The sequence below is a fragment of the Streptococcus sp. 1004_SSPC genome (assembly GCF_001069025.1).
GTDB classification, from domain to species: Bacteria; Bacillota; Bacilli; order Lactobacillales; family Streptococcaceae; genus Streptococcus; species Streptococcus vestibularis.
The window spans coordinates 1-11,894 of sequence record NZ_JWGQ01000120.1 but is presented as its reverse complement, the minus strand read 5'-3'; the positions used below and the strand labels follow the sequence as shown (position 1 = coordinate 11,894).

Sequence of the window (11,894 nt, the reverse complement as noted above, 5' to 3'; positions counted from 1 at the left end):
GGAGAGTGGATGGCTCTGTCGGACACGTCCCAAGAAAGTACCAAATCTAGGTAAAACTTACCACGTAACAGACAATAAGCTAGATCGTGATTTTCAGGTAGACAAGCCTATGGAGAAGCTTGTCACAGACATCACCTACCTTTACTTTGGAAACTGTAGACTTTATCTATCTTCAACCGTGGATCTCTATAATCGTGAAATAGTAGCTTATACCATCTCCGAGTGCCAAGATACGGACTTTGTGCCCGACACTCTTAATCAACTTGAGATACCTCAAGGGGTACTTTTACACAGCGATCCGGGATCTGTCTACACCTCAAAAGCCTACTATCAGGCTTGTATAGAAAAAGGTATCACCCGCTCCATGTCCCGAAAAGAAACACCAGCAGATAATGCCTGTATCGAATGGTTCCATCCTGTTCTCAAGTCTGAAATCTTCTATCTCCATAAATGGAGAAACTTAACCAAAGATAATATAACAGATATTGTTAAAAATTACATCCTATTTTATAATGAAACTAGAATTCAACAAAAATTAAATGACCAGTCTCCTGTAGAGTACAGAAAACTGGTCGTATAAGAGGTTTTTTGCTTGTCCCATTATTGGGGTGCAGCACCATAAGACTAGTTTTTGTAAGCAATAAACTCTATTATAATTATACTTTTGTCACCACAACATAACGATTAGGATCATCACCTTCTGAGTGACTTTCTACACCTTCAATTTGAGAGAGAGACTTATGAATGATTTTACGTTCGCTGTTGGTCATTGGATCCATCACATACTCTCTCCCTGTTTCTTTTACTTTGGCTGCTATTTTTTCTGCTAAGTCAATCAGAGTCTCTGTACGTTGCTCTAAATAATCACGAACATTAAGAACAACACTAGAGCGTTTAGAATGACGGTCGTGCAAATAATTTTGTGCTAAAAGTTGTAAAGACTTAAGAACCTTACCGTGATAGCCAATAACACGTCCTGGCTGGTCTGTCTCAATCTGTATAATGATATTACGACGATTGTGACTAACCTCCAGACTAGCATCAACATCCATTTCATAGATGATTTTTTCAAGATAAGATAAAACGTCATCTGCAGCTGCTTGAACATCTTCTAAATTGCTTTCAGAAGATTCATCTGAACTAAACTCAGATGCCACAAAAGAGCTGAAATCATCTTCTGATTCTGAAGTTTCTACAGTCTGAAGTTGAGCAACAGGTTCTAGTTTGGGCGCAAGAGAAGTAACCTCAGGTTCTGTAGCATCCTCTTCTGATGACTCGCGCTTAACAGATAAAGGAATGACTGTCGCCTTTGGTTGCTCCTGTATTTTACCAGGCAACTCTTCCCCAAAGGTCTCAGTAGCCACTGGTTGCGTTAAGATTTCCTGTGACTCTTCCTTATTATCTGAAACCGTAACAAGCTTTGTCACTTTCTTGGAAGCAATAGTTTCTTCTTTGGAACTTGTAACAAAATCATCCGGATGTTTTATAGCATCAGGAGCCACTTTAACGGTGTTTTGATCTGCTTCATGAGCTATCTTTTCATTTATTGGTTCAACGCTAACTCGAGCTGGCTTCTTTCCGAACCCTAAAAAACCTTTTTTCTCACGAGAAATAACCTTAATATGAGCCTTCATACGGGATAAATTAAGATCTTTCAAACCTTTTTCGATAGCTTGTTCGACTGTTCGTCCAGAATAGACAACCATAATAAGCCTCCTTATTTACGTTTATGCGCCTTTTTCTTGGCACGACGAATCTTAGCTTCACGTTCTTTTTCTTCTGCTTCCAAACGATTACGTTCTTCAATGATTTTAAACGGATTATTAAAAGCCAAAATCTGAACAACTTGGAAGGCGTTTGAAACTGCCCAGTAAAGTGCTACCCCTGAAGAAATCTGAGTTCCAAACCAGAAAATAAAGATTGGAAGCATGATATTCATAACAAGAAGCATTGCACTACGATCTTTAGCCGCCTTATTTGTCAACCAAGTTGAAAGGAAAGTGAAAGCAGCCGCCAAAATCGGAAGAATAAAGTAAGGGTCTTTCTGACCTAGATCAACCCAGAGAAATGTTCCTTCTCGCAATTCTGGCACTCGCGTGAGAGCTCCGTAAAGAGCCATCAAAATAGGAAACTGAATTATAAGAGGAAGGTGACTTGCGTAAGGATTTACACCATGCTCTTTATAAAGTTCTTGTTGTGCATAAGCAAGAGCTTCACGATTCTCGCGTCCAGGATACTCACTCTGCAAGCGACGTAACTCTGGCTGCAACTCTTGTAGTTCACGGCTTGACTTAATTTGGCGATTATACAGAGGAATCATTACCGCACGAATTAAAATCGTGAAAATAATAATACCTAATCCAATAGAACCACCAAATGAAAGCCCTTGAATAGCCTTCCCAAACATTAAAATAAGACGTTCCCAAAGGCCTGTAGAGTGACTTGTAACATCACTTCGTCCACACGCGGACAAAAGCAAGAGAGCTCCTGCACCTAAAACAGATATATTAAGTTTTTTCTTCACTAAAAACTCCTTTTTAATACGATAAAGAACTGCTTCGCTTCCATTCATTAAGAGTATCTCAAAAATCAGGAGTGATTTTAGTTTATCCTACAATGTAAAGAAGCAAAATAATTTTTTAGCCCTTATACAACTTTGCTATTTTTAAGACATGAACGAGATTGCTATAAATGTCTTGGTAACTTAGGTCTTCAACACCTTTACGAGCAATAACGACAAAATCTTGATGTTCTAACTGAGATGACATGTCCATCAGTGCATGTCGTAGACGACGTTTTACCCGATTCCGAGTAACCGCATTACCAAGACGCTTACTGACCGACAAACCTACTCTAAAATGAGGCAGATCACGATTCAGACTGTAGACAACAAATTTTCGATTAGCAACACTGTGTCCTGCATCAAATAATGCTTTAAAGTCTTTCTCTTTCTTAACGCGATAAGATTTTTTCAAAATGCGACTCCAAACTCAAAATTAGTACTATTATATCATAAATAGCAAAAAAGCCCAAAACCTTATGGTTAGGGCCTTAGAGACTTATTTTTTTAGAGCTTTTTGAGCTTCTTTGATTTGCCATTTAACCTGGTCAAAACCAGTTCCACCAAGGGAATGACGACGCTCAACAGCTGTATGAGATTTGAGTGTCTCATAGATGTCCTCTTCAATTAAATCTGAAACTTCTTGATAACGTTCGAGAGGAACATCCTGAAGATAATAGCCAGCTTTGGTACACTCAAGGACAAGTTTTCCAACAATCTCATGTGCTTCACGAAATGGAAGTCCTTTAGACGCAAGATAATCAGCCAACTCTGTAGCATTTGAAAAATCTTTCTCTGTTGAATCTGCCATATGTTTATCGTTAACAGTCATAGTGTTGAGCATCCCTGCGATGATGTCAATAGCGACAGTAATCGTTTCTACCGTATCAAACATACCTTCTTTATCTTCTTGTAGGTCTTTATTATAAGCCAAAGGTAGTGATTTCATCACAGTCAACAGTCCAATCAGATTACCATAAACACGACCTGATTTTCCACGAATAAGCTCCGCCATATCTGGATTTTTCTTTTGAGGCATAATGGAAGAGCCTGTTGAAAAAGTATCAGATAGAGTTACAAACTTAAACTCGTTAGAACACCAGTTAATGATTTCTTCACAAATACGTGTCATATGCATCATGAGAATACTTGAGTTTGACAAGAATTCGAGAATAAAGTCACGATCGGAAACAGCATCCAAGGAATTGCTATATGGCTTTGCGAAGCCCATTAAGTCAGATGTCATATTACGATCAATAGGGAAAGTTGTCCCTGCTAGAGCGGCAGCACCAAGTGGGGAAATATCGGTATGCTTGATATTAAATTCAAAACGTTCAGAATCACGTGTGAACATGTTGTAGTAAGCCATCAAGTGGTGACCAAAAGAAATCGGCTGAGCATGCTGTAAGTGGGTGTAACCTGGCATAATTGTGTAGGTATGTTTGTCTGCTAGACTTACCAAGGTATTACGTAAATTATCAAGTTTCTCAATAACTTCCACTAATTTGGCTTTCAGATATAAGTGCATATCTGTCGCTACTTGGTCGTTACGTGAACGTGCTGTATGAAGCTTTCCTGCCACAGGTCCAATTTTAGCCGTTAAAAGACTTTCCATATTCATATGAATATCTTCGTTAGAAACATCGAATTCTAGCTTACCAGCCTTATATTCCTCCAGAAGCTCTTCCAAGCCTTGTTTAATTTGTAAAGACTCCTCCTTGGTAATAATTCCTGTCTCACCCAGCATGGTTACATGGGCAATAGATCCTTTCAAATCAAACTCTGCCATCTTTTGGTCAAATGAGATTGAAGCACCAAATTCTTCTACCCATTTTTCAAGACTAGCTTCGAACCGACCGCCCCATAGTTTATGATTTTCTGCCATAGTTTTATGTTGAAGATTGCCCCACGCTGGGATAATCTTCCATCCTTTCTTAATACTTATAACAAGCAACAACCTCTTTGGTCACAATAACTTAAATGAAAAAAGCTAGATAGTATTTGTCTAGCTTAATTTGTCTCTCTGGACACTTGTTTTCCTAAAACCCGATCTCTGTCGTATTTTATTTAGGCTCGTGACGCCTCTCAGAACGTCTTCACGAGAATAATATAAGTTATAAGAAAAGAGTATCAGATGCGTCTCCCTGTCCACTTTTATCTGATATTAAGAATTTTTCTTCTCATATCCTACTTTTCTTATGAAATCTGTCATTAATTGTCAAACGGATGGTTAACTTGTGAATTAACCTGAGTTGGAAGACCCCAAAGCTTGATAAATCCAATCGCAGCATCCTGATCAAAGCTGTCAGCTGATGTGTAAGTAGCCAAGTTTTCATCGTACAATGAATTAGCTGATTGACGTGCTACTACTTGAGCATGCCCTTTGTAAAGTTTAACTTTAGCGATACCATTAACAACTTTTTGTGTTTCCTTAATATAAGCAATGATAGCTTGTGTTGCTGGGCTAAACCACAAAGCATTGTAGATAAGGTTTGACAATTCATTTTCAAGAATTGGTTTAAAATGAGAAACTTCACGTACCAAAGTTAAGTCCTCAATTTCTTTATGAGCTGTCAAAAGGGCAATAGCTCCTGGACATTCATAAATTTCACGAGATTTGATACCTACAAGACGATTTTCAACGTGGTCAATACGTCCTACACCATGCTTACCAGCGATAACATTCATTTCTTGGATAAGGTCAGCCAATTTCATTTCTTTACCGTTAAGAGCAACTGGCTTCCCTTCTTTGAAAGTAACATCGACATATTCAGCTTCATCTGGCGCAAACTCTGGTGAATTGGTAATTCCAAAAGCCTCTTCTGGAGCTTGATTCCAAGGATTTTCAAGAACACCACACTCATTGGCACGTCCCCAAAGGTTTTGGTCGACTGAGTAAGGATTATCAAGGTCTGCCGGAACTGGAACACCATTGGCCTTAGCATACTCAATTTCTTCCTCACGAGACCATTTCCACTTACGCACTGGTGCTACTACTTTAAGATCTGGATCTAGAGCAGCGATGGCAACTTCAAAACGAACTTGGTCATTACCTTTACCAGTACAACCGTGAGCGATAGTTGTTGCACCTGTTTTATGAGCAATTTCAACTAATTTTTTAGAAATAATTGGACGGCTAAGGGCTGAAACTAAAGGATATTTTTGTTCATAGTAAGCGTGAGCTTGAAGTGCTGGAAGCACATAATCTTCCGCAAACTCATCTTTAACATCAAGCACGTATGACTCAACAGCTCCAACTGTCAAAGCTTTATCATGGATAAACTCAAGATTTTTACCTTCACCGACATCCATACAAACGGTGATAACATCGTAATCTTTTTTAAGCCATGTAATAGCGACTGAGGTATCAAGACCTCCCGAATAGGCAAGAATAACTTTCTCTTTTGACATAATATTTTTCTCTTTTCTTATATTTTCTTAGGGTTGCTATCTCTATCAACCTTACGAGATTAATTATATTGCATATTTATTCACTTGTCAATACTTTTTTGTTATTTTTTTATATTTATTTCGTTTTATTTGTTTTTATTTATTCTTTTGACCTAAAAAGTGCTTAAATATTAATTTTTATTCAATTTTATGCAAAAGGTGATGAAAAATAAAAAAATACTTTTGAAACTATACAAATAGATTCAAAAGCATCTTTAACTATTTATCTTCTAAAATGCCAAAAGGCCTGTACAAAGTACAGACCTTTTGAACAACAGCATCATCGGTAGAGAATCCAACAGCAATTTTAGATAGAATGAATGTCGTTTTTTATCCTGAACTGCAATTTCTTAATCTATTTTTTATAAATTTCATCACTAAAAGCCATCTATTTAGTATTTTTACAGAAATTAGTTACTTATAAGATAATCATATACTTTTTTAGACCGATAAATTGCAAAATATAGTGCAACAAAAAACTCATAGCCTTTCATTGGTGTAAACTGTAAGTAACGAAACAAACAGAAGCCGAGAAAAAACTATGAGTTGCCCTCCATCCTACCATAACCGATTGAATAAAGATAGAAACCGACTTGAAATTAGGTTTGAAACCTTGCCAAATTGCAAGTAAACTTGGCGTCCATAAGTCTACCATTTCAAGAGAATTAAGACGATGCCAAAATGGTTATTCCGCAGCCTTAGCACAGGAACAGTATGACCACAGGGCTAAACAAAAAGGTCGGAAGTCTTGTTTGACACCAGAGTTGAAAAAGGAAATTGAGGACAGTTTAAAATCCTCCTGTCGCCTGAACAGATTTGTGGCCGCTATCAGTTTGAACAAGAGCCAATGGTAGCTTTTAAAACCATCTATAACTGGCTCTATGATGGTTTGATTGATCTGGATTTGAGCGTCCTTCGTCGTAAAGGAAAAAGTCGACAGCCCAAAGAAACACGTGGAAGATTTAGAATTGGTACGCCAATTGCCAAACGTCCCAAAGAGGTCTAGAATCGTGAAACTTTTGGCCACTGGAAACTTGATACTGTGGTGTCTTCCAGAGGCAAAAGTAAGAGGTGTTTAGCGACCTTTCTAGAGCGAAAAACTTGTTTTTACTTAGCTTTCAAGATAGCGGACGCCTATTCATCTTGGCAGAAAGGAAGCGATGAGAACGCAAATGGCTTACCAAGAGAATACTTCCCAAAGAAAACGGATTTAGCCACTATCTCTGATAAGGCTTTGAACAAGGCCCTATATGATATCAATCACCGACACGAAAATGTTTAGCTTACAGAACCGCTTGTGAAGCACTATTAGATGAGTTAGAGTAAATGTTGCACTTATTCTTGCAATTTATCCTAAGAAAAGGTAGAAAAGCAGATGTGCTAAAAGCCATCCCGTAATGCCTCCTACAAATAAGCAAGAGACTCCCAACGATAAACCAACATTTACTCTTCCAAGCTTTGAGCAAACCTGACATATCACGACTAACAATTAAAAGAGCCAATAGACGTGGAACCGTAAACAAAACGATCATCTCTAGACTCCCACTTTTCCTTTCAAAAATTAACCTACTTTATTGTAAGATAAATATATAATTTAGCGTCATTCCTATTAGAAAAAACTAAAAATATAAAAAAGAGCCTAGATACCTCAAGCTCTTTAACTGACTGATAACCTCAATTTATGGATACATGTCAATGGCGTAGTAGAAACACCAACCAAATCTTAACTTCTCTCTACTTTTTATTACAAATCTATTATAAAAACACTCTTAACTAAAATCATATGATTGCTGACATACTGCTTATACACCCCAACAAATGTTGGGTTAGTTTTTTTATAGTGTTGCAAGAACTTGATCAATATGTTTAATAGATTTTTCACGACCGAGCAAGAAAATAGTGTCTGGCAATTCTGGACCGTGCATTTCTCCTGAAACAGCAATACGGATTGGCATGAAAAGGTTTTTCCCTTTAATTCCTGTTTCTTTTTGAACAGCCTTAATCTGAGGGAAAATGTTTTCAACAACAAACTCATCATCAGACATAGCTTCGAGTTTGGCTTTAAAGGCCTCAAGTACTGTTGGTACTGTTTCACCAGCCATAACTTCTTTTTCAGCCTCTGTCAATTCTGGGAAATCTTCAAAGAAGAGATCTGTAAGAGGAACAATTTCTTCTGCAGCTGTCATCTGTGGTTTGTAGAGTTCCACTAATTTTTCAGCTTTATCTGTTAAACGACCAGCTTCTTCCAAGAAAGGTTTGCAAAGAGCAAAGATCTTATCGAAATCAGCATTCTTGATGTAGTCATTACTCATCCAATCCAGTTTCTTCTGGTCAAAGGCCGCTGGAGACTTGCTTAGACGGTTTTCATCAAAGAGTTTGATAAGTTCTTCGCGAGAGAAGATTTCGTCCTCGCCACCAGGATTCCAACCTAGAAGAGCAATAAAGTTGAAGACCGCTTCTGGAAGGTAACCTTTTTTACGGTAATCTTCGATAAATTGAAGGGTATTAGTATCACGTTTAGACAACTTCTTACCAGTTTCAGAATTGATGATAAGGGTCATATGTCCAAACTCAGGCGCTTCCCAACCAAGAGCTTCATAAACCATAAGCTGTTTTGGTGTATTGGCAATGTGGTCATCTCCACGGATAACGTGTGAAATTTGCATATCGTGGTCATCAACAACAACCGCAAAGTTGTAAGTTGGGTAACCATCCTTCTTCTGGATAACCCAATCACCACCGATATTGCCACCTTCAAATTCGATATCTCCTTTAACGATATCATGCCATTTATAGATTCCTGACTCATTAACAGCCAAACGAACTGTAGGAATAATGCCAGCCGCTTCACGTTCTGCGATGTAAGCAGCTTTTTCTTCTTCAGTCATACCAAGGAACTCGTTAATATAACGAGGTGTTTCACCTGCTGCTTCTTGACGTTCACGTTCTGTAGCCAATTCTTCTTCAGTTACATATGACTTGTAAGCCTTACCTTCTGCCAAAAGTTGATCAATATATTTTTGGTAAAGTGGCAAACGCTCTGATTGACGGTAATTTTCATGTGTTTCAGGACTTTCATCCCAGTCAATTCCCAACCAACGCAAGTTATCAAGCTGTGAACGTTCACCATCTTCAACGTGACGCTTACGGTCAGTATCTTCAATACGGATAATGAAAGTACCGCCATGATGACGTGCATAGAGGTAGTTAAACAATGCCGTACGGGCATTACCAATGTGTAGTAGCCCTGTTGGACTTGGTGCGTAACGAACGCGGATATCTTTAGCCAAGATAAATCTCCTTTTTATGTTTTATTCTTCAGTCTTTGGATACCTGGTTAGCTTGAAGGCTCTCCCCAAGCTTAAGCATAAGCTTATAAGTACCAATCCCTCTTATTATAACACAATCTAAAGGTGGTTCGAGGAATTTTGTCAAAAAAACGACTACCTAAAGGTAGACGTTTTCGATAGTTTACTTAACGTGTTTTGCAAGATCTTTTTGAGCTTTGTCATTAGATTTTGCTTTCTCTTTAAGCCAATCTTTATAAGCTGAATCATATTGTTTCTTAGTTACAATATCATCTTGAGATTTAATATACTTGAAGTAGTAAGTAGAACCTTTATCACCAGCTTGAGCGTAAGCTCCTGAGAATGGCTGGATGCGAGAAACTACCGTTGCCGCACCACTATAAGCGGTAGTTGGAAGATAGAGGGCACTATCTGTCAACCATGCTTGAGCTTTAGCATATTTTTCATAACGACGTGTCAAATCTGTAGTTTCCTTAGAAGCATCTTCAACTAATTGGTCATATTCTTTAAGACCTACTTTTTCCACAGCTTGACTATTTGGATTGTCGTAACCCATAAAGGACTTAGTGTTTTCGCTACTAGTCGTTTTCAAAACATCAAGATATGTAGATGGATCGAGGTAATCAGGCTCCCAAGCAACACCAACCGACAAGTCCCAATCCTCTGCTGCTGCATTCGAAGCATAGTAAGTAATATTGTAGAAATCGTCAGCTGACAATTGATGGATATCAATTACAACATTCTCTTTTCCAAGTGTAGCTTCAATAGACTGTTTGAGAGATTGCACTTGATTCACAAAAATTTTACTTGTTTGGTTTACTGGAACGTCCAAATGAATTGGGAACTGAACTCCTTCTGCTTGAAGAGCTTCCTTAGCTTTCGCGAACTCAGCCTTAGCTTTTTCTGGATTGTAAAGACCATCCTGACTATCTGCAAGATTCACACCAGACCACTCATCACCATAAGCTGGAAGTTGATCCATTACCATTGTTCCGAAATCTTTACCATCTGCCTGAACAAAGTCTGGTTTAACAAAGATATTACGAACAGCTGTATTAGCACTTTCTTTACCATTCAACTGAGCCGCATAATTTGTACGATCAATGGCAAATCCTAATGATTGACGGAAATCCTTATTAAGAAGTGCTGCTTTAGTTGATGATTTCTGTTGGTCATTTTCTTTAGAGGTATTATTGTAAGTTTGGCGATCAATATTAATACCAACCCCCTCTACTGATGCTGCTGGTTGAGTAGTATAGATATTATCTTTATACTTTTTAGAAACCTTAGAATAATTTGAGCTATTAGGGAAGAGGCGAGCTAATGTATAGACACCATCAGTGAACTTACGTTCCAAAGACTCTTGATCTGATCCATCATCATAAGTTAATTTGATATTGTCAAAGTAGACATTATCCTTATCCCAATAATTTTCATTCTTGGTGAACTCAATAGACGATTTAGTTGTCAAAGCTTTAAGAAGGTATGGTCCGTTATAAAGAATAGACGTTGGATCCGTTGACTTACCAAAATCTTTTCCTTTAGATTTCAAAAATCCTGCGTTAACAGGCCAAGTGACAGAGTAAGTCAATTTTGAGTTCCAGTAAGGTTCTGGTTGACTAAGCGTATATTGCAAAGTGTAATCATCAACTGCTTTGATACCTACATTTGAGAAGTCCTTGTTGGCACCTGAAAGGTAATCATTCAAGCCCTTAACTGAGTTTTGTAGCAAATAAATCGCTTCAGAATTAGTATCAGCAGCATGCTTAAGACCTGTTACAAAGTCTTTAGCTGTTACATTGGCATATTCTTCGCCGTCTGAAGTGTACCATTTGACACCCTTACGAATCTTGTAAGTATAAGTCAAACCATCTTGAGAAACAGACCAGTTTTCAGCGACAGAAGGTTTTAGATTCCCGTATTGGTCATTTTCAAACAAACCATCAACACCATTACTAACGGCTGTTGTCATATTTTTCTTATTTGTAGAAACATAGTCTAGGGTTGCAGGATCGCCACCGTAAACATAATTATAAGTCTTACCAGACGTCTTACTTGATGACGAGCAAGCCGTTAATACACCTACAGATAACAGGCCTACGGCTACCAGTAAAAATACCTTACTCTTTTTCATTCATTACCTCCTTAAATTGTAACGTAAAAGTTTTAAATCAAAAATTATGTGTATACGCGTAAATTATACCATAACCTCCAACAATCAACACTACTTTCTGAAGATTTTTTATTTTCTACTCAAGTATTCCTATCTAGCTCAATCATAACCACCCGTCTAACGGGTGGTTTGACCAAGGGCTATAAGCCCATAATACCAGCCAGCGCCTAAAGACGCTGGCTTTCACTTTGTTCAAGCCTTATTGCTTTTGACTCGTCACAAGCCTCTCAAAGAGGCATTCGCATTACTTACCGTTATCCCTAAAGGGATTTTCATATTCTTTCACGCTTAATTTATCCAAAGCGATATCATGCTTCTCTTGTTCCTGAATATATTTCTTAATTGTGGCTTCATTAAGTCCTACCGTACTTACATAATAACCTTCTGCCCAAAAATGTCTGTT

Annotated in this window: 9 protein-coding genes and 1 pseudogene; 2 read left to right on the top strand and 8 right to left on the bottom strand. The window is 38.0% G+C overall.

The window, feature by feature from the left end; genetic code table 11:
* Positions 1-580 (top strand): IS3 family transposase (locus ADF62_RS08580; protein WP_048788606.1); only part of this gene is annotated, 580 nt, incomplete at its 5' end.
* A gap of 76 nt (positions 581-656) precedes the next feature.
* On the opposite strand, the gene jag is transcribed toward ADF62_RS08580, so the two are convergent.
* From jag to ADF62_RS08555, 5 genes are all read right to left on the bottom strand, one after another.
* Entirely contained in the window at positions 657-1,706 is a 1,050-nt protein-coding gene (gene jag / locus ADF62_RS08575; protein ID WP_048788605.1) for an RNA-binding cell elongation regulator Jag/EloR, read from the bottom strand.
* Positions 1,707-1,717: 11 nt separating this feature from the next.
* Positions 1,718-2,524: a membrane protein insertase YidC gene (locus ADF62_RS08570; RefSeq protein ID WP_048788604.1), complete on the bottom strand. Its 807-nt coding sequence runs from the start codon at positions 2,522-2,524 to the stop codon at positions 1,718-1,720.
* A 115-nt stretch (positions 2,525-2,639) separates the two neighbouring features.
* Positions 2,640-2,975 (bottom strand): ribonuclease P protein component, encoded by a 336-nt coding sequence (gene rnpA, locus ADF62_RS08565; RefSeq protein WP_003095974.1) that lies wholly within the window; start codon positions 2,973-2,975, stop codon positions 2,640-2,642.
* Positions 2,976-3,059: 84 nt separating this feature from the next.
* Entirely contained in the window at positions 3,060-4,445 is a 1,386-nt protein-coding gene (gene argH, locus ADF62_RS08560) for an argininosuccinate lyase (RefSeq protein ID WP_048788607.1), read from the bottom strand.
* A gap of 326 nt (positions 4,446-4,771) precedes the next feature.
* Positions 4,772-5,971, bottom strand: coding sequence for an argininosuccinate synthase (locus tag ADF62_RS08555; RefSeq protein WP_048788603.1), 1,200 nt, complete (start codon positions 5,969-5,971; stop codon positions 4,772-4,774).
* 614 nt (positions 5,972-6,585) lie between these two features.
* Here ADF62_RS08555 and ADF62_RS10515 point away from each other — a divergent pair.
* Positions 6,586-7,336: pseudogene (locus tag ADF62_RS10515) on the top strand (IS30 family transposase).
* A gap of 509 nt (positions 7,337-7,845) precedes the next feature.
* Here ADF62_RS10515 and gltX read toward each other — a convergent pair.
* From gltX to ADF62_RS08535, 3 genes are all read right to left on the bottom strand, one after another.
* A complete protein-coding gene (gltX, locus tag ADF62_RS08545; protein WP_003091903.1) occupies positions 7,846-9,300 on the bottom strand; it encodes a glutamate--tRNA ligase in 1,455 nt (484 codons plus the stop codon).
* 181 nt (positions 9,301-9,481) lie between these two features.
* Complete coding sequence (locus ADF62_RS08540; RefSeq protein WP_003092023.1) at positions 9,482-11,452, bottom strand: peptide ABC transporter substrate-binding protein; 1,971 nt, start codon at positions 11,450-11,452, stop codon at positions 9,482-9,484.
* Between the two features lie 283 nt (positions 11,453-11,735).
* Positions 11,736-11,894: transposase (locus ADF62_RS08535; RefSeq protein WP_048788601.1), on the bottom strand; the 159-nt coding region annotated here is incomplete at its 5' end.